At 73.4% G+C, this 24,948-nt stretch carries 9 protein-coding genes; 3 read left to right on the top strand and 6 right to left on the bottom strand.

Going from position 1 to position 24,948, the window contains the following annotated elements:
* Positions 1-677 precede the first annotated feature (677 nt).
* Both OG623_RS04460 and OG623_RS04455 read left to right on the top strand, forming a co-directional pair.
* Entirely contained in the window at positions 678-2,243 is a 1,566-nt protein-coding gene (locus OG623_RS04460) for a class I adenylate-forming enzyme family protein (RefSeq protein WP_406144463.1), read from the top strand.
* On the top strand, positions 2,240-3,790 hold the full coding sequence (locus OG623_RS04455; protein ID WP_406144461.1) for a long-chain-fatty-acid--CoA ligase: 1,551 nt from the start codon (positions 2,240-2,242) through the stop codon (positions 3,788-3,790). The genes OG623_RS04460 and OG623_RS04455 overlap by 4 nt, the downstream gene beginning before the upstream one ends.
* A gap of 96 nt (positions 3,791-3,886) precedes the next feature.
* Here OG623_RS04455 and OG623_RS04450 read toward each other — a convergent pair whose 3' ends face one another.
* From OG623_RS04450 to OG623_RS04425, 6 genes are all read right to left on the bottom strand, one after another.
* Positions 3,887-4,975 carry an HAD-IIIC family phosphatase gene (locus OG623_RS04450; RefSeq protein WP_406144460.1) on the bottom strand — a complete coding sequence of 363 codons (1,089 nt, stop codon included), beginning with the start codon at positions 4,973-4,975 and terminating at the stop codon, positions 3,887-3,889.
* 14 nt (positions 4,976-4,989) lie between these two features.
* The gene (locus OG623_RS04445; RefSeq protein WP_406144458.1) at positions 4,990-6,087 is read right to left on the bottom strand and encodes an acyl-CoA dehydrogenase family protein; all 1,098 of its coding nucleotides are present in this window, start codon (positions 6,085-6,087) and stop codon (positions 4,990-4,992) included.
* Entirely contained in the window at positions 6,080-6,346 is a 267-nt protein-coding gene (locus tag OG623_RS04440; RefSeq protein ID WP_406144456.1) for an acyl carrier protein, read from the bottom strand. Before OG623_RS04440 ends, OG623_RS04445 begins: the two co-directional genes overlap by 8 nt.
* Positions 6,343-7,197, bottom strand: a complete 855-nt coding sequence (locus OG623_RS04435) for a 3-hydroxyacyl-CoA dehydrogenase family protein (RefSeq protein ID WP_406144454.1) — start codon at positions 7,195-7,197, stop codon at positions 6,343-6,345. The genes OG623_RS04440 and OG623_RS04435 overlap by 4 nt, the downstream gene beginning before the upstream one ends.
* Before the next feature lie 217 nt (positions 7,198-7,414).
* Positions 7,415-8,083: an O-methyltransferase gene (locus tag OG623_RS04430; protein WP_406144452.1), complete on the bottom strand. Its 669-nt coding sequence runs from the start codon at positions 8,081-8,083 to the stop codon at positions 7,415-7,417.
* 236 nt (positions 8,084-8,319) lie between these two features.
* Complete coding sequence (locus OG623_RS04425; protein WP_406152131.1) at positions 8,320-8,526, bottom strand: hypothetical protein; 207 nt, start codon at positions 8,524-8,526, stop codon at positions 8,320-8,322.
* Positions 8,527-8,814: 288 nt separating this feature from the next.
* Here OG623_RS04425 and OG623_RS04420 point away from each other — a divergent pair, with 288 nt between their 5' ends.
* The gene (locus OG623_RS04420) at positions 8,815-24,948 is read left to right on the top strand and encodes an SDR family NAD(P)-dependent oxidoreductase (protein ID WP_406144450.1); all 16,134 of its coding nucleotides are present in this window, start codon (positions 8,815-8,817) and stop codon (positions 24,946-24,948) included.

Here is a 24,948-nt window from a genome sequence, read left to right as displayed (position 1 = left end):
ACTATGGGCAGCTGCTCGTAACTTCCTGAATCCGGGCGCTTACGGCCGGCTGCTGCTCGCCCCGGTGCGAACGCTTCTCCAACGAATTCGCGCGGGGAATCACATCGCTTTGCGATCCTCGATTCGGAGGAGGGATCGGAGAAGGGACATGAAAGTAACATGTGTATATCATCGGTCCTCGGCGACCTTCAACCTGCCTGATCACGCTGGTCACTTGAGTGCCGCCGACGCCACCCCGAGTTTTCGGACACTTAACCCCGCGTCTTCGCGAGGCAGCCTGTCCCGAGGCTGGTCAACAGGCAGAAAACGCTTCTGGCCTGCAACGACAGGGTTTGCTGAGGGGCCTGTTGGTGACGAGGGAGGAAGCACTTAGCAGGCGAGGAGGCCTACGGGGTCCTGTCCGCATGTCCGCATCGAGGGCAGCGGTCGGCCGGTGGTCTCCCGGGCCGGGCCAGCCGTTCCGCTTGCCGCCGAACTGCGGGCGGGGCCAGCCGTGTTCGGCCCGGTCGCCTCCGACCCGAGCGTCTCCCGGCTCGTCACATCGGACACAGGGCGCGAAACGGTCCGCCGACTCCATCGGCAGACCGTCATGCAAGATCGAAGTGTGTTGCCACCCTCTCGCGTCCATGTAACTTTGCCCTTTGAAAAGTCAAGACGGCCGGCAATGTGGGGTACCGATGTCTGCGAACGAGAACTACGCCCGCCGAGTCCTTGAGGTGCTGGCGTCCCATCCCGACCGAGTCGCCCTGTGGCGGGAGGACGAGGAGTTCACCGCGGGCCAGTTCTCCCGGGCGGTTCTCTCGGCGGCCGACGTCCTGCGCCGGCACTTCACGGAGCACCGGACCCCGGGCACGGAGGGCGAGGCCCCGGTGGTGGCGGTGCTGACCGTCACCAACAGCCCGGCGACGATCATGCTGCGCTACGCCGCCAACCTCGCAGGTGCCACCGTCGTCCACCTGCACTCCACGAACGCGGTGGACCCCAACGACCAGCTCGCCGCCGCCGCCCGGCAGGAGATCCTCGGCAGGACGGGTGCGGACTTCCTCGCCGTCGACAAGGAGAACGCCGACGCGGCCCGCGAGTTGTGCGACCGGCTGACCGAGCCGCCGCGGCTCGCCGCGTTCGGTGCCCTCGGCTCCGACGTCGTGGACCTCTCGGCCGGCGACCCGGACGCCTTCGACCTCGCCGCCGTCGAGGTGGACCCCGCACAGCCGGCCGTGGTGATCTACACCAGCGGTACCAGCGGCCGCCCCAAGGGCGTCATGCAGCCGTACAGCCTGCGCAGCTTCAACCTCATGGTGGCCCTCCAGTCCCCGGAACCCATCGTGGCCCTGTCCACCCTGCCGGTGAGCAACTCCAGCGGCTCCGCCGTCGACGTCGCGCTCGCCTCCGGCGGAACGGTCGTCCTGCACGACGGGTTCGAGGCGGGCGAGGTGCTGCGGGCCGTGGAACGGCACCGCGTCTCCACGCTGTCGCTCACCCCGCCGCAGCTGTACATGCTGATCGACCACCCCGACACCGCGACCACCGACCGGTCGAGCCTCAGGCTCATCACCTACGTCGGCTCGCCCGCGGCCCCCGCCCGACTGGCCCAGGCCATCGAGGTGTTCGGCCCCGTGCTGCTCCAGCTCTACGGGACCACGGAGATCAGCGGCATCAGCATGCTGATGCCGCAGGACCACTTCGACCCGGAGTTGCGCCGGACCGTCGGCCGCCCGACCACGCAGGTGCGCATCCGCGACCTGGACGACGGCCGTGACCTCCCGCCCGGCGAGATCGGCGAGGTGTGTGTGCAGAGCCCGTCCACCATGCTCGGCTACTGGGGCGAGCCCGATCTGACCGCCGAGGTCGTCCGCGACGGCTGGGTGCACACCGGCGACCTCGGCTCCCTCGACGAGAAGGGTTACCTGCGCCTGCACGGCCGGATGGGCGAGGTGATGAAGACCAACGGCATCAAGGTCCACCCCACCGACGTCGAGAACGCCCTGTTGACCCATCAGGACATCGCGCAGGCCGCGGTGTTCTGCGTCGTCGACGACGACCGGGTGGAGCACATCCACGCTGCTGTCGTGGTGCGGCCGGGCGGCACCGCCGGCTCCGAGGAGCTGATCGGCCATGTCGCCGCCGAGCTGTCCCCGAAGCACATACCGGCCGTGGTGACGTTCCACGACGCACTTCCCCTGACCGGTGCCGGCAAGCCGGACAAGCGCGCGCTGGCCGCGCGGCACTGCGGTGCGGCATGACACTGACCGCCGCGTCCGTACTGGCGGAGTCCGCCGAGCGGCGCCCCGACCACCCCGCGCTCGTCTTCGGCTCCCAGCGGTTCACCTACGCCGAACTCTGGCACGCCACCCGCCGGTACGCGGCGGTGCTGCGGGAGCACGGTGTGCGCCCCGGCGACCGGATCGCCCTGCTGCTGCCCAACACACCGCACTTCCCGATGGTGTACTACGGCGTGCTGGCGCTCGGCGCCGTGGCGGTCCCGGTGCACGGCCTGCTGCGCGCCGACGAGATCGGGCACGTGCTGGCCGACTCCGAGGCGAAGGCCCTGGTGTGCGCGGCCCCGATGCTGGGCGAGGGCGCCAAGGCGGCCGAGGTGGCCGGGGTCCCGCTGCTCACCGTCATGGTTCAGGACGGTACGGACGACGACGGCACGCCCCGTCTCGACGTGCTCGCCCAGGAGGTGGAGCCGCTCGACCGCCTGGTGCCGCGCGCGCCCGAGGACCTGGCCCTGGTGCTGTACACCTCGGGCACCACCGGCCGGCCCAAGGGCGCGATGATCACCCAGCTCAACCTGGTGATGAACGTCCACACCACGATGCGCTCGCCGTTCGACCTCGGCTCCGACGACGTGCTGCTCGGCTGTCTTCCGCTGTTCCACACCTTCGGCCAGACCTGCGGCATGAGCGCCTGCTTCCTGGCCGGCGGCACCCTGGTCCTGATGAGCCGCTTCGACGGCCCCGGCGCGCTCGACCTCATGGTCACCGAGGGCTGCACGGTGTTCATGGGTGTCCCGACGATGTACCTGGCCCTCCTGGAGGCGGCCGGCCAGGACGACCGTCGCCCCGCCCTCGACCGCGCCTTCTCCGGCGGTTCGGCGCTGCCGGTCAGGGTGCTGGAGGAGTTCGAGGAGGTCTACGGCTGCCCCATCTACGAGGGGTACGGCCTCACGGAGACCTCACCGGTGGTCGCGTACAACCAGAAGGCGTGGCCGCGCAGGCCCGGCACCATGGGGCGCACCATCTGGGGCGTGGAGGCGGAGATCGCCGCCGCCGATGTCGAGGACCGCGTCGAGCTGCTGCGGGCCGGGGAGATCGGCGAGATCGTCGTACGCGGCCACAACGTCATGGCGGGCTACCTCAACCGGCCGGAGGCCACCGCGGCCGTGCTGGTGGACGGCTGGTTCCGCACGGGTGACCTGGGAACGAAGGACGCCGACGGCTATCTGACCCTCGTCGACCGCAAGAAGGACATGGTGCTGCGCGGCGGCTACAACGTCTATCCGCGCGAGGTCGAGGACGTGCTGATGCGCCACCCAGCCGTCGCCCAGGTCGCCGTCATCGGTGTGCCCGACGCCAAGTACGGCGAGGAGGTATGCGCCGTGGTGCGGACGCGGCCGGGCACGGCGCAGGACGCGGCGCTGGCCGCGGACATCGTGGCCTGGAGCAAGCAGCGGATCGCCGCGCACAAGTACCCGCGCCTGGTGGAGTTCGTCGAGGACTTACCCCTCGGGCCGAGCGGCAAGGTGCTGAAGCGGGAACTCACCGCCCGCTACGCCGACGGCCGCTGACCCGGCGGCGCAACGCGGCCGGTCCGCGCGCACGTGAGGGCCCTGACCAGCGCTCCGCGCAGGTCAGGGCCCTCGTCGTACCCGGGGGCGGCTCTGCTACCCCACCCGCTCCCCAGCCAGGCCGACCGCGTCCAGCGACATCGTGGACGGCGCGGGGCGCGGGGTGGCGACCAGGTGGAGACGCTGCACATCGGCCGTGTCGCCGTCCGACGCCTCCTGCGCGTCGTGGCAGGCGCAGGGCTGGTCCTCGAAGCCGGCGAACCGGTAGGCGATCTCCATCATGCGGTTGCGCGCGGTGGCCCGGAAATCGGCGACCAGATGCGTTCCGGCCGTGGCGGCCTGGTCGATCAGCCAGTTGAGGATGGTCGAACCCGCACCGAAGGACACCACACGGCACGACGTCGCCAGCAGCTTGAGGTGCCACGCCCCGGGCGTTCGGTGCAGGAGGAGCAGCCCCACCGCCCCGTGCGGTCCGAACCGGTCGCCCATGGTGACGACCAGCACCTCGTGCTCGGGGTCGGTCATCAGCCGGCGCAGCGCGTCGTCGTCGTAGTGCACACCGGTCGCGTTCATCTGACTGGTGCGCAGGGTCAGTTCCTTGGCCCGGCTCAGCTCGTGCTCGGTCGCCCTGCCGATCGACATCCACAGGTCGAGCGAGCGCAGGAAGTCCTCGTCCGCGCCCTTGTACTCCTCGCGCTCGGCATCCCGGCGGAAGCCCGCCTGATACATCTCACGGCGCCGCTCGGAGTCCACCGTGACGGTGGCCGGGCTGAACTCGGGCAGGTTCAGCAGCTCCGTCACCTGTCCGGCGTCGTAGCAGCGCACCTCCGGCAGGTGGTACGCGACCTCGGCGCGCTCGGCCGGGGTGTCGTCGACGAACGCCACGGTGCCGTGGGCGAAGTTGAGGCGTTCGGCGATGGACCGGACCGAGTCGGACTTCGGACCCCAGCCGATGTGCGGCAGGACGAAGTACTCGGCCACGCCCAGCTCCTCCAGGCGCTGCCAGGCGTGGTCGTGGTCGTTCTTGCTGCACACCGCCTGCAGGATGCCGCGCCGGTCGAGTTCGGCGATCACATGTTTTGTCTCGTCCGCGATCCGGACGTCGTCGCCGTCCAGCAGGGTGCCCTGCCACAGCGTGTTGTCCAGATCCCAGACGAGGCACTTCACCGTCGTCGGCTCAGCCATTGACCGTCTCTCCTCTACGGGCGTGACAGCACGTGCTCGGCCAGCATGACCTGGCACAGTTCGTTGCTGCCCTCGATGATTTCCATCAGCTTGGCGTCTCGGTAGGCGCGGGAGACCAGGCAACTGTTGTCCGCGCCGGCCGAGGCCAGGACCTGGACCGCCGCGGAGGCCCCCCGTGCGGCCTGTGTGGCACTGACATGCTTGGCCAGAACGGTGGCGGTGAACGCGTCCGCGCCGTCCGTGTCCCACAGGGTGCTCGCGTGCTCACAGGCCCGGCTGGCGATCTGCTCGGAGACCAGCAATTCAGCGAGGTGCCGGCCGACCAGTTGGTGTTCACCGAGGGGTTTGCCGAACTGTCGGCGTGAGCGGGCGTGCGCACCGGCCGCGGCCAGACAGCCGCGGAGGATGCCGACGCAGCCCCAGGCCACGGACATCCGGCCGTATGCCAGAACGAGGGTGACCAGCATCGACAGGGGCATTCCCGCGCCGCCCAACATACGTCGTGCTGGTACCCGGACTTCTTCCAGCCGGATGTCGGAGTGCCCGGCGGACCGGCAGCCCATCGGATCGGGGACCCGCTCGATGGTGACACCGGGGGTGTCCGCGGGGATCACGACGGCGGCACCGCCGTCCTCGTAGCGTCCGAAGACCACGAGTTCGTCGGCGTAGTGGGCCGCGGTGATCCACACCTTGGCACCGTCCACCACCACGTCGTCCCCGTCGTGCCGGACGGTGGTACGCATTGAGGAGATGTCGCTGCCGGCGTCTGCCTCGCTGAAGCCGACGGCCGCGAGGCGGCCCCCGACCAGCCCGCTCAGGAGGCCGGCGCGCTGCTCGTCGTCACCGAGCCGCTGAATGGCCCAGGCGGCCATGCCCTGTGAGGTCATGACACTCCGTAGGGAGCTGTCCAGGCTTCCGACGTGTGCGGTGAACTCACCGCCTTGGGCGCTGTTCAGGCCGAGGCCGCCGTACTCCTCGGGAACCTGGGCGCAGAGCAGGCCGCGGGCGGACATCTTCCGCAGCAGCTCGTGCGGGATCAAGCCCGCACGGTCCCAGTGGTCGGCCTGGTCGCCGATGAGTTCGGTGACCTCGGCAGCGAGCCGGTCAGGCACGGGTGCTCTCGCCGAGGCGGGTCACCAGCTCGACCATCGAGGCAACCGTCCGGAAGTTGTCCAGGCGCATGTCGGCGCCGGTGATGGAGATGCCGAACGTCTTCTCCAGATGGACCACCAGCTCCATGGCGAACAGCGAGGAGAGTCCGCCGACCGCGAAGATGTCCACGTCAGGCGTCAGGGTCGTCTTGGTCTTGGCTTCGATGAAGGCCAGGATGGACGCCTGGACGTCCGTGGGCCGGTCGGTGGGGACGGTCATATCGCGTTCTCCTCGTACTCGTAGAAACCACGGCCGGTCTTCCGTCCGTAGTGGCCGTCGGCGACCTTCTGCAGCAGCAGGTCGCAGGGGCGGCATCCCTCGTCACCGGTGCGCTTCAACAGCACCCACAGGGAATCGACCAGGTTGTCGATGCCGATCAGGTCCGCCGTGCGCAGCGGTCCGGTGGGGTGGCCCAGGCAGCCCTGCATGAGGGTGTCGACGTCCTCGGCGGACGCCGTCCCCTCCTGTACCACCCGCGCCGCGTCGTTGATCATCGGATGCAGCAGCCGGCTGGTGACGAAGCCGGGCGCGTCGTGGACCACCACGGGCCTGCGGCTCACCTCTCGGAGCAGGCCGCGAACGGCCTCCAGGGTCGCCCCGCCCGTGCGCACCCCCCGGATGACCTCGGTGGTGGCGATGACGGCCGGCGGGTTCATGAAGTGGGTGCCGATCAGGTCGGTGGGGTGTCGCACGGAGTCGGCCAACTCGTCGATGGGGATGGAGGACGTGTTGGAGATGATCGGGGTGCCTGGGGGGACGAGCGCGGAGACCTCGGACAGCACCGCCTTCTTGAGGTCGGTGTCCTCGGTGATCGCTTCGATCACCAGCCGTACGCCGCGGACCGCGGACACCTCCGGGTGCAGGCTCACCTCGCCCTGCTCCCGGCCCGGCGGCAGGGCGCCCATCAATTGAGCCATGCGCAGCTCTTGCCGGATCCGGCCGGGGGCCTGTGCCAGCTTCTCCGGGGCGGTATCCACCAGCCGCACCGGCAGGCCGTGGCCGGCCAGCAGTGTGGTGATACCCACGCCCATCACACCTGCACCAAGAACCGCGATCGGCTCGGTCGTCATCCTGGTTCTGCCTTCTGTGGTCATGGTTCGTGTACGGCGGCAAAGTATGCGGGCCCGCGGTCGCGGGGCAGGACTGCCGATCCCCGCGGAGGCCGGAACGGAGAAGAGGGCGGACGGACGGACGGACAGGGGTGAGGAGGCTGAGGCGGGTGAGTGCCGTGGCGCCAGGCTCCGTTGGCGCGGGAGTGCGACACCGGTCCGGGCCGCTGCGGGGTTCTCAGACGGTCAGCTTGCGGGCGAGAGTAATGCCGTCGGCCATCGGCAGCATGGACACCTCGACTCGCTCGTCCTCGTGCAGATACGTGTTGAACTCTCGGATCGCGACGGTGTCGGCGTCCTGGGCTTCGGGGTCCGCCACCCGTCCGAAGAACAAGGTGTTGTCCACCACCACGAGACCGCCGGGCCGCAGCAGGTCCAGCGACTTCTCGTAGTAGTGCAGGTAACCGCTCTTGTCCGCGTCGATGAAGACCAGGTCGAAGTGGCCGCTCCCGTGCTCCGAGTGCAGCGCGTCCAATGTCTTCCTGGCATCGCCGATCCGTAGCTCGACACGGTCCTCGACGGACGCCTTCTGCCAGTACCGGGCCGCGATGTCGGTCCACCGGGCGGTGATGTCACAGGTGGTCAGACGGCCGCCGGGCGGCAGCGCACGTGCCATGCACAGCGTGCTGTAGCCGGTGAAGGTGCCGATCTCCAAGACGTTGGCCGCGCCCGTCAGGTGGATCAGGAGGGCGAGTAGCTGACCTTCTTCCGCGGACACCTGCATCGCGGCGCCCGCGGGCAGTTGCGCGGTGAACTGGCGCAGGTCCGCCAGTACTTCGTCCTCCCGCAACGAGACCTCACGCATGTAGGCGTGCAGGGTGTCGGAGACAACGAGCTGTTCAGCCATCGGTGATTCCCATCGGGGTACGTCCATCCGTGCCGTGCAGACCTGGTTCGTCGGAGTGTGCCAGTCTCTTCCGCCGGCCTGCGTACAGCGCGGGGCTGCGGCGACTGCACCGGTGCCGGCACACGCTACGACCTGACGCGCGTTGCTCCGCACCGGATTTCGATCAGTCTACGAGCCGCCGCGACTCACTGTTCGTCCGTTCCCTGTCTTATGGCGGTGACATCCTATGACGCTGATCACGCCGCGGTGACAGTGAGTCTTTGCCAGTAACGGATCATGGCGTTGTCGCGGGCGAGTTGGGAAAGGCGGGTGCCGTCGAGGAACCGGCGCAGCATGAGCACGGCCTGCTTGAAGCAGCTCAGCGCACGTCGCCCCTTGCGTGTCCTGGCCGCAAATCGACCGCAATGGTGACAGGGGGGATGTCGGCTTGTGATCTTCGTCATGCACATCTCTTGGCAGGTCGCAGGGTATGATCATTCAACACCCTTGCCGATGCAGCGGGTTGAGGTACGTCGGCGCCCGCCGCTCGTTCGCCGGGCCAGGTGGCGGCGCGCCGTCACTTGCTTCATTACCCGGGGGAAATCACTGTCGGCGCAGTGTTCGCGGCGGTTCCACGGGAACAACGTTGCCTGAAGTTTTCCCCTGTATACGTAGAATTTTGCAATGCATCTACTTCGACATCCTTTGTTGGGCCAGGGCGCGGGAATTTCAAGTACGTTGAGGAGTAGGTGTTGACCAGGCCGGACCTCTCACAGGCTGCTATCGCGGTCATCGGCTATTCGTGCCGTCTGCCCGCGGCGCCCGACCCCGACGCCTTCTGGCGGCTGCTGCTCGACGGACGGCACGCCATCACCGAGGCGCCGGCGGACCGATGGACGACCGCCCAGCTCGACGCAGCCGCGACTCCGCACGCCGGCAGCGCGCGATGGGGCGGATTCATCGAGCACCCCGATGCGTTCGACGCGGCCTTCTTCGGTGTCTCGCCCCGCGAAGCCGCCGCGATGGACCCGCAGCAGCGGCTCGCCCTGGAACTGAGCTGGGAGGCCGTCGAGCACGCGGGTCTGCGCCCGGCCGCGCTCTCCGGCACCCGCGCGGGCGTGTTCATCGGCGCTGGATGGGACGACTACGCCACGCTGCGGCGGCAGTCGGCCGGGGAGATCAGCCATCACACGCTGGCCGGCACCCAACGCGCTCTCATCGCCAACCGGATCTCGCACACCCTGGGTGTGCGCGGCCCGAGCCAGCTTGTCGACACCGGCCAGTCGTCGTCGCTGGTCGCCGTGCATCTGGCGGGTCAGAGCCTGCGCAGCGGTGAGTCCGTCACCGCGCTGGCCGGCGGTGTCAGCCTGAACCTGGCACTCGACACCGCACTGGTCGCCGCCGGCGTCGGCGCACTCTCTCCCACGGGACGCTGTCACACCTTCGACGCACGGGCCGACGGCTACGTACGTGGAGAGGGCGGCGGCCTGGTCCTGCTGAAGCTGCTCGATCGGGCCCTCGCCGACGGCGACACCGTCCACGGTGTACTGCTGGGCAGCGCCGTCAATCACGACGGCGACGGCAGTGAGCTGACCGTGCCTGACGCCACCGCGCAGCGCGAGGTGGTGGCTCTGGCCCACCAGGCCGCCGGAGTGACACCCGCCGACATCGACTATGTCGAGCTGCACGGTACGGGCACCAAGGTCGGCGATCCCGTCGAGGCAGCCGCCCTGGGCGCCTCGATCGGCGCTGCGCGACCGGCCGGTTCGCCCCTGCTCGTCGGCTCGGCCAAGACCAACGTCGGTCACCTGGAGAGCGCCGCCGGTATCGTCGGTCTGCTCAAGACCGTCCTGGCGGTGCGTCACGGCAGCATTCCCGCCAGCCTCAATTTCGACGCACCGCCGCCCGGTATCCCACTCGACGAGCTGAACCTCCAGGTGGCCACCGGGGACACGTCCTGGCGTGACGGGCGCAGGGTCGCCGGAGTCAGCTCGTTCGGCCTGGGCGGTGCCAACTGCCATGTGGTGGTCGCCGCCCACGTCGTGGACGCGCCTGCGGCGCCGGCCACCGTCGAGCGGACCGGGACACCCGGCGCCGTACCGCTGGTGGTGTCCGGTCGGACCCCGGCCGCGCTGCGCAGCCAGGCGGCGCGGCTGTCCGAATGGATCGACGGCCGCCCCGGCACCGGCCCCGTCGACCTCGGCGGCTCACTGCTGTCCTCCCGCACGCTCTTCGACCACCGCGCGGTGTCCCTGGGCACCGACGGTCTGCGGGCGCTGGCGGCGGGCGAGGCCCACGACACCGTGGTCACCGGACACGCCGCGACGGCTGTGGGGAAGACGGTGTTCGTCTTTCCCGGACAGGGCTCGCAGTGGGTCGGCATGGCCCGCGACCTCATGACGGCGTCGCCCGTCTTCGCCGCCCGCATGGAGGAGTGCGGACAGGCCCTGCGGCCGTTCACCGACTGGCACCTCGCCGACGTGCTGGACGACGCGGACGCGCTGGAGCGCACGGAGGTCGTCCAGCCCGTCCTGTGGGCGGTCATGGTGTCGCTCGCCGCGGTATGGCAGTCGCTGGGCGTCGTCCCCGACGCGGTGCTCGGCCACTCCCAGGGCGAGGTCGCGGCCGCCGTGGTGGCAGGAGTTCTCTCGCTGGAGGACGGCGCGCGCGTGGTGGCCCTGCGCGCCAGGACGCTGCGCGCCTTGGCCGGCCGCGGCGGGATGACGTCTCTGGCCCTGCCCGCCGACGAGGCCCGCGCGCTCATCGGTCCCGAACTGTCGATCGCCACGGTCAACAGTCCCGCGTCGGTCGTCGTCGCCGGTACTTCCGAGGCGCTGGCGGAACTTGAGGCACTGGCCGCGGAGCGGGAGATCCGCGCGCGTCGGCTGCCCGTGCAGTACGCCTCTCACTGCGCCCAGATCGAGGAGATCGAGGAGCAGGTCCTGGATGTCCTGCGGGACGTGACGCCCCGCGCGGGAGACGTCCCGCTGTTCTCGACCGTGGAGGTGAACTGGGCGGACGGCACCGGGCTCGACGCCGGATACTGGTACCGCAACCTGCGCGCCACCGTCGAGTTCGAGGCGTCCGTACGTGCCCTGGCGGAGGCCGGATACGGGGTGTTCGTCGAGGTCAGCGCCCATCCAGTGCTGACCGCCGCGGTGGCCGGGACCGCCGAGGACGTGATCACGGGCGGGACACTGCGCCGGGACGACGGGGGAGAGGAGCGGCTGAAGCGCTCGGCGGCCGAACTGTTCGTCCAGGGCGTCGACGTCGACTGGTCCCCGCTGCTCACCGGCGCCGCCCGCGTCGACCTGCCCACCTACCCGTTCCAGCGGCAGTCCCACTGGTTCGACCGGGTCGCCGAGCCCGCACGGGCCGCGGCTTCGGTCGCCGACACCACTCTGCCCGCACTGACCGAGCTGGTCAGATCGCACGCCGCCGCCGTCCTGGGCCATGCGAGCGCCGACGAGGTCGACGTCGCTCTGGCCTTCAAGGCCCTCGGCCTCGACTCCACCTCCTCGCTGGAGCTGCGCGGCCGGCTGGCCGCCGCCACGGGCCTGCGCCTGCCCGCGGCACTGGTCTACAACCACCCCACCGTCGAGGATGTCGCGTCCTTCCTGCACCGCGCCCTGCACGGCGCGGACACCGCCGCGCCGGCCCCCGCGCCTACCGCCCTGGTGGACGAGCCCGTTGCGATCGTCGCCATGAGCTGCCGACTGCCCGGCGGAGTGCGTTCCCCCGAGGACCTGTGGCGGCTCGTGGAGTCCGGCAAGGACGCCGTCGGCCCTCTGCCCGACGACCGCGGCTGGGATCTGGACGCCCTGCTCGGCGGCGAGGGCGGTGGCACCTCCGCCACCGGCCACGGCGGCTTCCTGGACGGGGTGGGCGACTTCGACGCCGGCTTCTTCGGCATCTCCCCGCGCGAGGCGCTGGCCATGGACCCCCAGCAGCGGCTGCTCCTGGAGACCAGCTGGGAGGCGTTCGAACGGGCCGGCATCGTTCCGGCCACGCTGCGCTCCAGCGCCACCGGCGTCTTCGTCGGCGCCATGAGCCAGGACTATCTGCCCCGGCTGCACGAGATACCGGCCGAGGTCGAGGGATACGGCCTGGTCGGCGGCGCCGGCAGCGTCGCCTCGGGCCGTATCTCCTACACCTTCGGCCTGCACGGCCCGGCCGTGACCGTCGACACCGCCTGCTCGTCGTCGCTGGTGGCGCTCCACATGGCCGCACGGGCGCTGCGTGGCGGCGAGTGCGACCTGGCTCTGGCCGCCGGAGCCACCGTGATGGCGGGCCCCGGCATGCTGATGGAGTTCAGCCGTCAGAACGGCCTCGCCCGCGACGGCCGCTGCCGGTCCTTCAGCGACGACGCCACCGGCACCGGCTGGGGCGAGGGTGCCGCCGTGCTGCTTCTGGAGCGGCTCTCCGACGCCCGCCGCAACGGGCACCCGGTGCTCGCCCTGGTGCGCGGCTCGGCCGTCAACCAGGACGGCGCCTCCAACGGCCTGACCGCACCCCACGGCCCGTCCCAGGAAAGCGTCATCCGCGACGCCCTGGCCGGCGCGGGACTCACCCCCGCCGAGGTGGACGCCGTCGAGGCCCACGGCACCGGAACCGTCCTGGGGGACCCGATCGAGGCCGAGGCGCTGCTCGCGACCTATGGCCAGGACCGCGAGCGGCCGCTCTGGCTGGGCTCGCTGAAGTCCAACATCGGCCACACCCAGGCCGCCGCCGGCATCGCCGGAGTCATCAAGACGGTGCAGGCGATGCGGCACGCGACGCTCCCCGCGACCCTGCACGTCCGTACGCCCTCCTCCCGCGTGGACTGGTCGGCCGGCGCCGTGCGGCTGCTCACGGAGCAGACGGCCTGGCCTGCCACGGGCCACCCGCGCCGGGCCGGCGTCTCCTCCTTCGGCGTCAGCGGCACCAACGCCCACGTCGTCCTCGAAGAGGCCCCGCAGCCCTTACCCGCGGCGGACGGGCCCGATCCGGACACCGCCCCGGCCGCCGCGCCCTGGATTCTCACCGCCCGGGACGCCCACTCCCTGCACCGGCAGGCCGGCCGCCTTGCCGCGCACCTGGCCGCCACCCCCCGGCCGCGCCCCCTGGACGTCGGCTACACGCTGGCCGCCGAGCGCACCGCGTTCGAGGAGCGCGCCGTGCTGCTCACCGGGCAGGCCGGTCTGCACGCGCTCGCCGGGGCCACCCCCGGCGACGGGCTGCCGCTGCCCGGCGTGGTGCGCGGCACCGCGCTGCCCGGCGCCAGGACCGTCTTCGTCTTCCCCGGCCAGGGCTCGCAGTGGGCCGGCATGGCCCTCGAACTCGCCGGCTCGGCGCCGGTCTTCGCCGAGCGGCTGCGGGCCTGCGAGGACGCCCTCGCGCCGTACGTCGACTGGTCGTTGTCCGAGGTACTGGCCGAGCCCGGGGCACCCGGACTGCAGCGCGTGGACGTCGTCCAGCCCGCCCTGTTCGCCGTCATGGTCTCCCTGGCCGCCCTCTGGCGCTCCCACGGCGTACGGCCCGACCTGGTCGTCGGCCACTCCCAGGGCGAGATCGCCGCGGCCGTGGTGGCCGGCGCCCTCTCGCTGGAGGACGGTGCGCGCGTCGTCGCACTGCGCAGCCGGGCGCTGCGCGCCCTCGCCGGACGCGGCGGAATGGTGTCCGTCGCCGAGCCGGAGGAGGCGGTCCTCGCCCGCCTCGCCCGCTGGGGCGACCGGCTGTCCGTCGCCGCCGTCAACGGACCAGGCGCGGTCGTCGTCTCCGGCGACCCCGAGGCACTGGACGAACTCCTCGCCGCCTGCGAAGAGGACGGCTGTCGCGCCCGCCGCGTCCCCGTCGACTACGCCTCCCACTCGGCGCACGTCGAGGAGATCCGCGAGGCGGTCCTCGACGCCCTGGACGGGATCGAACCCCGCCGCGCCACCGTGCCCTTCCTGTCCACGGTGACCGGCGAGGTGCTCGACGGCACCGGACTCGACGCGGGCTACTGGTACCGCAACCTGCGCGGCACGGTCCGCTTCGGCCCGGCCGTCGCGGACGTGCTCACCACGGGCTCCGCGCTCTTCATCGAGGTCAGCCCGCACCCGGTGCTGATGCAGGGCATCTCCGAGTCCCTCGACGCCACGTCGGAGCGCCCGGCGGCCGTGCTGTGCACGCTGCGCCGCGGCGACGGCGGCCCCGAGAGGTTCCTCACCTCGCTGGCCGAGGCGTACGCGCACGGCGCGCCGGTGGACTGGGCCGCGCCGTACGAGGGCAGCGGTGCCCGCAGCACCGAGCTGCCGACCTACGCCTTCGAGCGCCGGCGGTACTGGCTGGACACCTCGCGCGCCGCCGCGCCGGCCCGGCCCGGCCCGGACGCCCTGCGCTACCGCGTCACCTGGGCCCCGCGGCCCGACGCCGAGCGCGCACCGGCCGCGGACGCCCTGGCCGGACGCTGGCTCGCCGTACTGCCCGAGCACCTCGCCGAGGACGCGTACACCGCCGCGGTGACGGCCGTACCGGCCGCGTACGGCGCGGAGGTCCGCACCGTGACCGCGGCCCCCGGCGACGACGACGCGGCCCTCGCCGGGCGGCTGCGCGACGCGGCCGGGGACGCCCCCGTCGCAGGCGTGCTCTCGCTGCTCGCCCTGGACGAGCGGCCCTGCCCCGGACAGCCGGCCGCGCCCGCGGGCCTGGTCTCCACCGTGGCGCTCGTCCGGGCGCTCGGCGACACCGTCCCCACCGCGCCGCTGTGGCTGGCCACCCGGGGTGCCGTCGCCGTGGACGCCGCCGACCGGCTCACCGCCGCCGGACAGGCCACGGTCTGGGGCCTGGGCCGGGTCGTCGGCCTGGAGCACGCCGACCGCTGGGGCGGTCTCGTCGACCTCCCCGCCGACCTGGACGAGGACGCCCGCACCCGGCTGGCCGCCGTCCTGGCGGGCCTGCCCGCGGACGGCGCGGCCGACCCCGCCCACGGGACCGAGGACCAGGTGGCCGTGCGCGCCGCAGGCGTGTCCGTACGCCGTCTGACCCGGGCGACGCGCGGCATCCGCCCCGGCGCCCGCACGTGGGAGCCCCGCGGCACCACGCTGATCACCGGCGGTACCGGTGCCCTCGGCGCGCACGTCGCCCGCCGGCTCGCCGACCGCGGCGCCGACCACCTGCTCCTCGTCGGCCGCGGCGGCCCGCAGGCGCCCGGCGCCGACGTGCTCCGCCGCGAGTTGGAGGAGCGCGGCTCCCGCGTCACGCTCGCGGCCTGTGACGTGGCCGACCGCGGCGCCCTCGCGGCGCTGCTCGCGACGGTCCCGCGGGAGCACCCGCTCACCGCCGTCGTGCACACCGCCGCCGTCCTCGACGACGACACCGTGGCGGCGCTGCGCCCGGAGCAGATAGGTCGGGTGCTGCGCCCCAAGCTGGCCGGCGCGCGGCACCTGCACGAGCTGACCCGGACGCTGGAGCTGGACGCGTTCGTGCTGTTCTCCTCGGTGGCCGCCACCTTCGGCGTACCCGGCCAGGGCAACTACGCCCCGGGCAACGCCTTCATGGACGCCCTCGCCGAGGAGCGCCGCGCCGACGGGCTCGTGGCGACCTCCGTCGCCTTCGGCCCCTGGGCGGGTGCGGGCATGGCCGGCCGCGACGGCGTCGGCGGCCTGCTGGCCCGGCACGGCCTGCTTGCCATGGACCCCGAGGACGCCCTCACCGCGATGGAGCGGGCCGTCACCGACGACGAGACCTGTCTGACCGCGGCGGACATCGACTGGGACCGGTTCTTCCTGGCGTTCACCGCCTCCCGGGTGCGGCCGCTGCTGCACGACGTGCCCGAGGTGCGGCGCATCCGCGCGGCCGCGGCCACCGCCGCCGCCGAGGAGCCCGGCACGGCCGGCACCGTGCTGGCCCGGCGGCTCGCCGACGTGGGCGAGGACGAGCGCGGCCGCGTCCTGCTCGACCTGGTCCGCTCCCACGTCGCCGCCGTGCTCGGCCACTCCGGTGCCGGGTCGGTCCCGGCGGAGCGCACCTTCAAGGAGCTCGGCTTCGACTCGCTGACCGGGGTGGAGGTCCGCAACCGGCTCGGCGCCGCGACCGGACTGAGCCTGCCGGCCACCGTCGTGTACGACCACCCCACCCCCGCCGCCCTGGTGCGCCACCTGCGCGCCGAACTGGCCGGCACCATCGGCGCCGCACCCGGCCCCGACCACGCGCCCGTCTCCGCCGCGGCCGACGACGACCCGATCGCCGTCGTCGCGATGAGCTGCCGCTTCCCCGGCGGCGTACGCTCCCCGGAGGACCTCTGGCGGCTTGTCGAGGAGGGCACCGACGCGGTCGGAGCCTTCCCCGACGACCGCGGCTGGGACCTGGACGGCCTCTACCACCCCGACCCCTCGCACCCCGGCACCACCTACGTGCGCGAGGGCGCCTTCCTCGACGACGCCGCCGGCTTCGACGCCGACTTCTTCGGCATCTCCCCGCGCGAGGCGCTCGCCATGGACCCCCAGCAGCGCGTGCTCCTGGAGACGTCCTGGGAGCTGCTGGAGCGCGCCAGCCTCGACCCCACCACACTGCGCGGCAGCCGTACGGCCGTCTTCGCGGGCACCAACGGACAGGACTATCCGGCGCTGCTCGCCGCCGCCCCCGCGGACCACGCCGACAGCGAGGGCTACGGCAGCACCGGCGGCGCGGCCAGCGTCGTCTCGGGCCGTGTCTCCTACGCCCTCGGCCTGGAGGGCCCCGCCGTCTCGGTCGACACCGCCTGCTCCTCCGCGCTGGTCGCCCTGCACCTGGCCTGCCAGTCGCTGCGCCGGGGCGAGTGCGACCTGGCCATGGCGGGCGGCGTCACCGTGATGTCCACGCCGAATCTGTTCCTGTCGTTCAGCCGGCAGCGCGGCATCGCCCCCGACGGGCGCGCCAAGGCGTACGCCGCCTCCGCCGACGGCACCGCCTGGGGCGAGGGCGCCGGACTGCTGCTCCTGGAGCGGCTGTCGGACGCCCGGCGCAACGGGCACCAGGTGCTCGCCCTGGTGCGTGGCAGCGCGGTCAACCAGGACGGCGCGAGCAACGGCCTGGCCGCTCCGAACGGGCCCTCCCAGCAGCGGGTCATCACCGCCGCCCTGGCCGACGCCGGGCTCCGCCCCGACGAGGTGGACGCGGTCGAGGGCCACGGCACCGGCACCCGCCTCGGCGACCCCATCGAGGCCCAGGCCCTGATCGCCACCTACGGGCGGGACCGCGACGCGGAACGGCCGCTGTGGCTCGGCTCGGTGAAGTCCAACATCGGCCACACCCAAGCCGCCGCGGGCATCGCGGGCGTCATCAAGATGATCATGGCGATGCGGCACGGCGTCCTCCCCGAGTCCCTGCACCTGGACGCCCCCTCCGACGTCGTGGACTGGACAGCGGGGACCGTACGGCCGCTGGCCGGAGCACAGCCCTGGCAGCCCGGTTCCGGGGCGCCGCGCCGCTTCGGCGTCTCCGCCTTCGGCATCAGCGGCACCAACGCGCACGCCCTCCTGGAGGAGCCCGGCGGGCAGGACGCCGAGCAGGCCGCGGAGCGGACCGGCGACCACCCGGCCTCCGACGTCCGGCTCTTCCCGCTCGCGGCCAAGGGCCGTCCGGCCCTGCGCGCCCAGGCCGCGGGCCTGCTGGCGCTCCTGGAGAGCGGGACCGTGGCCGATCAGGCGTTGACGGACGTCGCGTACTCGCTGGCCACCACCCGCGCCGCACTGCCCGACCGGGCCGTCGTGCTCGCCGAGGACCGCGCCGCCCTGGTGCGCGCGCTCGGCGCGCTCGCCGACGGCCGCACCTCGGCCGGAACCTTCGAGGGCACCGCACGCGACGACGCCGCCGGCGCGGTGGCCTTCCTGTTCACCGGACAGGGCAGCCAGCGCCTCGGCATGGGCGCCGAGCTGTACGCCCGTGTCCCCGCCTTCGCCGCCGCCTACGACGAGGTCTGCGCCGAGCTGGACCGGAACCTGGACCGGCCGCTGCGCCAGGTCGTCGAGGAGGACGCCGAGGCCCTGGAGCGCACCGAGTACGCCCAGCCCGCGCTGTTCGCCGTCGAGGTCGCCCTCTTCCGCACACTGCGGCAGTGGGGCGTGCGCCCGCAGCGGCTCGCCGGACACTCCGTCGGTGAACTGGCCGCCGCGCACGCCGCCGGCGTCCTCACGCTCGCCGACGCCGCCGTCCTGGTCACCGCGCGCGGCCGGCTCATGCAGGCCCAGCGCGCCGACGGCGCGATGCTCGCCGTCCAGGCGTCCGCCGGGGAGGCGGCAGGACCGCTCGCCGGATACGGGGACCAGGTCGCCGTCGCGGCCGTCAACGCCCCGGGGTCCGTGGTGCTCTCCGGCGACGCCGACGCGATCACCGCCCTCGAGGAGCACTGGCGGGGACAGGGCCGCAGGACCAAGCTGCTGCGCACCTCGCACGCCTTCCACTCCGCGCACCTGGACGGCATGCTCGCCGCGTACGAGCGGATCGCGGCCGGCCTCACCTACGCCGCCCCGCGCATCCCCGTCGTCTCCACCGTGACCGGCGCCGAACTCACAGCCGAGGAGGCGTGCTCGCCCGCCTACTGGGCGCGGCAGGCCCGGGCGACCGTCCTGTTCGCCGACGCCGTTGCCACCCTGCGGGCCGCCGGCACCACCGTCTTCGTGGAACTCGGCCCCGACGGCGTGCTCTCGGGCATGGTGCCCGACTGCCTGCCCGAGGAGAACCCGCTCGCGGTCTCCCTGCTGCGCGCGGGACGCCCCGAGGAGCAGACCCTGCTGGCAGCCCTGGCCCGCCTGCACACCGCGGGCGCGGGACCTGACTGGGAGGCCCTGTTCGCCGCCACGGGCGCGGTCCGGCACGCGCTGCCCACCTATCCCTTCCAGCACAAGCGGTTCTGGCCGCACATACCGGCAGCGCCCGGTGCCGGACAGGCCGCCGACCGGTGGCGCTACCGCATCGGCTGGAGCGAGGCGGCCCGGCCCGCCGCCCCGGGCGCACCGGACCGCACCTGGCTCGCCCTGGTCCCCGGCACCGACGGCACCGACGGCACGGACACCACCGGCACCGCGCGAGCCGCCTGCCTGGCCTGGCTGCGCGAGCTCGGCACCCCCGTCGTCCCCGTCCCCGCGGGCACCGGACGGCAGGCGCTGGCCCTGCTGCTGCGCGACGCCGCCGGAACCGGCCCGGTGTCGGGCGTGCTCTCGCTGCTCGCGCTCGACGAGCGGCCGCACCCCGACCACCCGGCGGTACCGCTCGGCCTGTCCCACACCCTGACCGCCGTCCAGGCGCTGACCGACGCCGCGCTCGGCGCCCCGCTCTGGCTGGTGACGCAGGGCGCGGTCACCGTCGACCCGGACCACGACACCGCACGGCCCGAGCAGGCACAGACCTGGGGGTTCGGCCAGGTCCTCGGCCTGGAACAGCCCGCGCTGTGGGGCGGTCTGGTCGACCTGCCCGCCGACGTCGACGCCACCGCCCTGGCCCGCCTCGGCGCGGTGGTCACCGGCGGCGGCGACGAGGACCAGCTCGCCGTACGGGCCGAGGGCGTCCGCGTCCGCCGCCTGGAGCGCGCGCCCGCACCGGAGGCCGGCCCGCTCTGGCAGCCGCGCGGCACCGTCCTGATCACCGGCGGCACCGGCGCCCTCGGCCGCCACGTCGCGCTGCGCCTGGCCCAGGACGGCGCCGAGCACCTGGTGCTCGCCGGCCGCCGCGGCCCGGCCGCCCCCGGCGCCGACACCCTCCGCGACGAACTGACCGCCCTCGGAGCGCGCGTCACCATCGAGGCGTGCGACATGACGGACCGCGAGGCGGTCGCCGCCCTGCTGGCCGCGCACCCGCCGACCGCGGTCGTGCACACCGCGGGTGTGCTCGGCCTCGGCTCCGTCGCCGACGACAGCACGGCCGTGCTCGGTGAGACCGCGGCGGCCAAGGTGCTGGGCGCCCGCCACCTGGACGACCTGCTGGGCGACACCCCGCTGGACGCGTTCGTGCTGTTCTCCTCCATCGCCGGCCTCTGGGGCAGCGGGGGACAGGGCGCCTACGCCGCCGCCAACGCCCACCTGGACGCACTGGCCGCCCGGCGCAGGGCCCGCGGGCTCACCGCCGTCTCCGTCGCCTGGGGCCCCTGGGCCGGCGGTGGCATGGCCGACGACAAGGCCCTGGACCGGCTGAGCCGCCGCGGCCTCGATGCGCTCGCGCCCGCCGCGGCCGTCGCCGCTCTGCGCGCCCTGGCCGCGGGACCGGACGCCACGGTCGCCGTCGCCGACGTCCGCTGGGAGGACTTCGCCCTCGCCTACACCGCGGCGCGCCCGCGCCCGCTCGTCGAGGACCTGCCCGAGGTGCGCGCGGTCCTGGCGGGCCGCACGGAGGACCCGGAGCCCCCGGCGTCCGCGTTCGCCGCACACCTCGTCGGACTGCCGGCGGGCCGCCGCAAGGAGGCCGTGCGCGACCTGGTCCGCGAACACGTCGCGGCCGCCCTGGGCCACGACTCCGCCGACGGCGTCGCCGTCGACCGCGCCTTCCGCGACCTCGGCTTCGACTCCCTGACCGCCGTGGAGCTGCGCAACCGGCTGGTCGAGGCCACCGGGGTGCGGCTGCCCGTCACCGAGATCTTCGACCACCCCACCGTCGCCGACCTGGCGGGCCGGCTGTACGCGGGGCTCGACACCACCGCACCCGACGCGCAGCACCGTACGGCCGTCGCGGACACCCCGCGTCCCGTCGCCGACGAACCCCTCGCCATCGTCGGCATGGCCTGCCGCTTCCCCGGCGGCGTCGCCTCGCCGCAGGATCTGTGGCGGCTGGTCGCCGACGGCGAGGACGCCATCGGCCCCCTCCCGGCGGAGCGCGGCTGGGACCTGGAACGGCTCTACCACCCCGACCCCGACCACGAGGGCACCTTCTACGCCCGCGGCGGCGGCTTCCTCCACGACGCGGGCGACTTCGACGCGGCCTTCTTCGGCATCGCACCCCGCGAGGCGCTCGCCATGGACCCGCAGCAGCGGCTCCTCCTGGAGACCTCATGGGAGGCGCTGGAGCGGGCGGGCATCGACCCCGCCTCGCTGCGCGGCACCCAGGGCGGTGTCTTCGTCGGAGCCGCCACCCAGGGCTACGGCAGCGGCTCCACCGACGGCGTCGAGGGCCATCTGCTCAGCGGCACCGTCACCAGCGTCGCCTCTGGTCGCATCGCCTACACGCTCGGCACCGAGGGTCCCGCCGTCACCGTGGAGACGGCCTGCTCGTCCTCCCTGGTGGCCCTGCACCTGGCCGGGCAGTCCCTGCGCTCGGGCGAGTGCGCGTACGCCCTGGTCGGCGGCGCCGCCGTGATGGCCTCCCCGGACGTCTTCGTGGAGTTCAGCCGCCAGCGCGGGCTCTCCGCCGACGGCCGCTGCCGGTCGTTCGCGGAGGAGGCCGACGGCACCGGCTGGTCCGAGGGCGTAGGCGTGCTCGTCGTCGAGCGGCTCTCCGACGCCCGCCGCAACGGCCACCCGGTGCTCGCCGTGGTCCGCGGCTCCGCCGTCAACCAGGACGGCTCGTCCAACGGCCTGACCGCGCCCAACGGCCTCGCCCAGCAGCGGGTCATCCGGCAGGCGCTGGCCAACGCGCGGCTCGAACCGGCGGACGTGCAACTGGTCGAGGCGCACGGCACCGGCACCACCCTCGGCGACCCCATCGAGGCGCAGGCGCTCCTCGCCACCTACGGCCAGGACCGCGAGGAGCCCCTCTGGCTCGGCTCGCTGAAGTCCAACATCGGCCACACCCAGGCCGCCGCCGGCGTCGCCGCGATCATCAAGACGGTGATGGCGATGCGGCACGGCACCCTGCCCAGGACCCTGCACGCCGAGCAGCCCAGCACCAAGGTCGACTGGAGCGCGGGCAACGTCCGGCTGCTCACCGAGGCCCGGCCCTGGCAGGGACCGCGCCGGGCGGGGATCTCCGCGTTCGGCATGAGCGGCACCAACGCCCACGTCGTACTGGAACTGCCGGAGCCCGAGCCGCAGCCGCAGGAGACGGCCGCGCCCGCCGGTCCCGACCGCACGCCGCCCCTGTTCCTCTCCGCCCGCACCGCGGGAGCCCTGCGCGCCCAGGCCGCCGGCCTGCACCGGCTGCTGGGCGACATCGATGTCCCCGCCGCCGACGTGGCCCGCGCACTGGCCGGCCGGACCAGCTTCGCGCGGCGCCTGGCGGTCATGGGCACCGACCGGGACGCCCTGCTGTCCGCGCTCGCCGCGCCCGACACCGCGCCGAACGCCGTCACCGGCGAGGCCGGCTCCGCGCGCACGGTGTTCGTCTTCCCCGGCCAGGGCACCCAGTGGACCGGCATGGCGCTCGAACTCGCCGACACCGAGTCGGAGTTCGCGGCCCGCCTGGACGCGTGCGCCGAGGCGCTCGACCCGTACACGGACTGGTCCCTGCGCGAGGTCCTCGCCGACGAGGCGGCCTTGAACCGGGTCGACGTCGTCCAGCCCGCCCTCTTCGCGGTCATGGTCTCGCTCGCCGCGCTGTGGCGCTCCCACGGCGTCCACCCGGACGCCGTCGTGGGCCACTCCCAGGGCGAGATCGCCGCGGCCGTGGTGGCCGGCGTGCTCAGCCTGGAGGACGGCGCGAAGACCGTCGCCCTGCGCAGCCGGGCCATCCTGCGCTCACTGGCGGGCAGGGGCGGCATGGTCTCCGTGGCGGCCGACGAGACCACCGTCCGCGCACTCCTGGACGACCACGACGGACGTATCGGGATCGCCGCCCTCAACGGGCCCGCGGCCACCGTCGTCTCCGGCGACCCCGAGGCGCTCGACGCCCTCGTCGCCGACTGCGACACCCGCGGTGTACGGGCCAGGCGCGTCCCCGTCGACTACGCCTCGCACTCCGCCCACGTGGAGGAGGTGCGGGAGGAACTCCTCGCCGAGCTGGCCGGCGTCCGGCCCGCCGAGGGCGACGTACCCCTGCTGTCCACCGTCACCGCCGACTTCGTCGACGGCACCACGATGGACGCCGCGTACTGGTATCGCAACCTGCGCGAACCGGTCGCCCTCCACGCGGCCACCGAGCGGCTGCTGAACACCGGACACACCCTGTTCATCGAGGCGGGTCCGCACCCCGTGCTCGTCGCCGGCATCGAGGGCACCGCCGCGCAGGCCGGACTCCCGGTCGCCACCGTCGGCACCCTCCAGCGTGGCCAGGGTGGCCGGGAGCGCATGCTCACCGCCCTCGCCGAGGCGTGGGTCGTCGGCGCCGACGTCGACCGGACCGCCCTGACCGGCCCCGGCCCCCGCACCGACCTGCCGACCTACCCCTTCCAGCGCGAGCGCTACTGGCTGCCCACGCCCGGCAGGTCCGCCGCCGGCGCCCCGCAGCAGGCACCCGACGTGCTGTACCGCACCGAGTGGCGAGCCCTGCCCGAACAGGACCTGACCGTGACCCTGGACGACTGGGCCGTCGTCGTGCCCGACGGCGGGCACCCGCTCGCCGCCGCCCTGCCCGGCCCCGTCACCACCGACGCCGACCTCAAGGGCGTCACCGGACCCGTTGCCGGCGTGCTCTCCCTGCTGACACCCGCCGACACCCCGGCCCTGGTGCGCGCCCTGGACTCCGCCGGTGTCCAGGCACCCCTGTGGTGCGTCACCAGCGAAGCCGAACGGGACCCAGAGCAGGCCGCGCTGTGGGGTCTGGGCCAGGTCATCGGCCTGGAGCAGCCGCAGCGCTGGGGCGGCCTCGTCGACCTGCCCGCCGACCTCGACGACACGGTGGTACGCCGCCTGCGCACCGTGCTGGCCGGCACCGAGAACCAGGTCCGGGTGCGCGCCGACGGCACCTGGGCCCGGCGCCTGGTCCGCACTCCGCAGGCCGCGCCGCCCGCCGAGCGCTGGGTACCAGGACGCGTCCTCGTCCGCGGCGCCGACGAACCCCTGGCCGCCGGCATCACCGGCTGGCTGGAGCGGCACGGCGCCGGGAGTGTCCGCGTCAGCGCCGACCCCGCCGCACGGCCCGAGCCCGGCGAGCGCACCGTGATCCAGGTCGCGCCCGCCGAACCCCCGGCCGGCCCGGCCACCGAGGTCGTACTGTCCCTGCCTGCCGAGCCCGAGGGCGACATGGACACCTTCGTCCTGCTCCACCCGCTCAGCGGCGTCTGGGGTGCGGCACGGCAGGCCGCGGGCACCGCCCGCCACATGGGCCTGGCCGCGCTCACCGCCCGGCTGCGGGAGAGCGGCGTCCGCGCCGTCTCCGTCGCGGTCGGCGGTTGGGAGCCCCAGGCACCCGCCGAGACGCCGGTGCCCGCCGACACGGTGATGGCGGCGGTCCGCCGGGCCGTCGAACGCGACGAGCCCGCACTCATCGTGGCCGACGTCGACTGGGACCTGATCGTCTCGGCGGTCTCCACCCCGCGCCAGCTCAACCTGATCTCGGAACTGCCCGAGGCCGCGGTGGAGGAGTACGGCGACGACCTCGTCCAGCGGCTCTCCGCACTGTCGGAGGCCGACCAGCGCCGGGCCCTGCTCGACCTGGTCACCGAGCAGGTCGAAGTCGCACTCGGCCATGCCGGGCCCGGCGCCGTCCGGCCCGACTCGCCCTTCACCGACCTGGGCTTCGACTCGCTGCTCGCCGTGCAGTTCCGCAACCGGCTGTGCACGGCCACCGGACTGGCCATCTCCCCGACGGTGGTCTTCGACCACCCGACCCCGGCCGTCCTCGCCGACCACCTGCACGGCGAACTGCTCGCCGAGCCCGACCCCGTGGCCCCGATGCTGGCCGAACTCGACCGTCTGGAGCGGGCCCTGTCTCAGCTGCCGGTCGCGGACGAGATCAGCACCCGACTGCACACCCTGCTGCGCCGCTGGGACGAGCGCAGCGTACCGGCCGAGCCCGGTGAACTCAGTTCGGCAAGCGCCGATGAACTGTTCGACCTTCTCGACAACAACTTCGGCAGCGCCTGA

Origin of the sequence: Streptomyces sp. NBC_01012, from assembly GCF_045162755.1 — a bacterium.
Classification (GTDB): domain Bacteria; phylum Actinomycetota; class Actinomycetes; order Streptomycetales; family Streptomycetaceae; genus Streptomyces.
The sequence above is the reverse complement of the archived record's forward strand: the minus strand, read 5'-3'. Positions and strand labels throughout refer to the sequence as shown.

Coding starts and splice junctions, on each gene's coding strand:
- OG623_RS04460 (WP_406144463.1), top strand. CDS start 678: ATGTCTGCGAACGAGAACTACGCCCGCCGAGTCCTTGAGGTGCTGGCG.
- OG623_RS04455 (WP_406144461.1), top strand. CDS start 2,240: ATGACACTGACCGCCGCGTCCGTACTGGCGGAGTCCGCCGAGCGGCGC.
- OG623_RS04450 (WP_406144460.1), bottom strand. CDS start 4,975: ATGGCTGAGCCGACGACGGTGAAGTGCCTCGTCTGGGATCTGGACAAC.
- OG623_RS04440 (WP_406144456.1), bottom strand. CDS start 6,346: ATGACCGTCCCCACCGACCGGCCCACGGACGTCCAGGCGTCCATCCTG.
- OG623_RS04435 (WP_406144454.1), bottom strand. CDS start 7,197: ATGACGACCGAGCCGATCGCGGTTCTTGGTGCAGGTGTGATGGGCGTG.
- OG623_RS04430 (WP_406144452.1), bottom strand. CDS start 8,083: ATGGCTGAACAGCTCGTTGTCTCCGACACCCTGCACGCCTACATGCGT.
- OG623_RS04425 (WP_406152131.1), bottom strand. CDS start 8,526: ATGACGAAGATCACAAGCCGACATCCCCCCTGTCACCATTGCGGTCGA.